The organism is Leifsonia sp. SIMBA_070, from assembly GCF_046534635.1.
GTDB lineage: Bacteria > Actinomycetota > Actinomycetes > Actinomycetales > Microbacteriaceae > Leifsonia.
The window spans coordinates 1-293 of sequence record NZ_JAWRYK010000149.1 but is presented as its reverse complement, the minus strand read 5'-3'; the positions used below and the strand labels follow the sequence as shown (position 1 = coordinate 293).

Annotated in this window: 1 pseudogene; it reads right to left on the bottom strand. The window is 66.2% G+C overall.

Annotated features, from left to right (window positions below):
• Window positions 1-253: pseudogene (locus SB754_RS19790) on the bottom strand (enterobactin ABC transporter permease); the annotation flags it as partial.
• Window positions 254-293: the final 40 nt, after the last annotated feature.

The following is a 293-nucleotide window of genomic DNA, read 5'->3' as shown; positions in this document are numbered from 1 at the left end:
CGGTGGAGACCCCGACGGCGTACGCCACCAGGATCATGGAAGCCACCTTGATGGCGCGGCGGGGCAGGATGTAGCCGATGTTTCCGCGCAGCTCGATGGTCATGAAGACGGCCACCAGGGCGGCAGCCGCAATTCCCAGCGTGATGATCCAGAACTTCGGCGGAACCGAGCGCACCGGATGCCGGCGGTGGGACACCAGGGCAGTGGGCAGCGGGCGGGCGGGGGCTTCGAGGCCGGTTTCAGCTTTAGCCACGGGTGGCACGCTTTCGCAGGAGCAGATAGAGGAAAAGGAC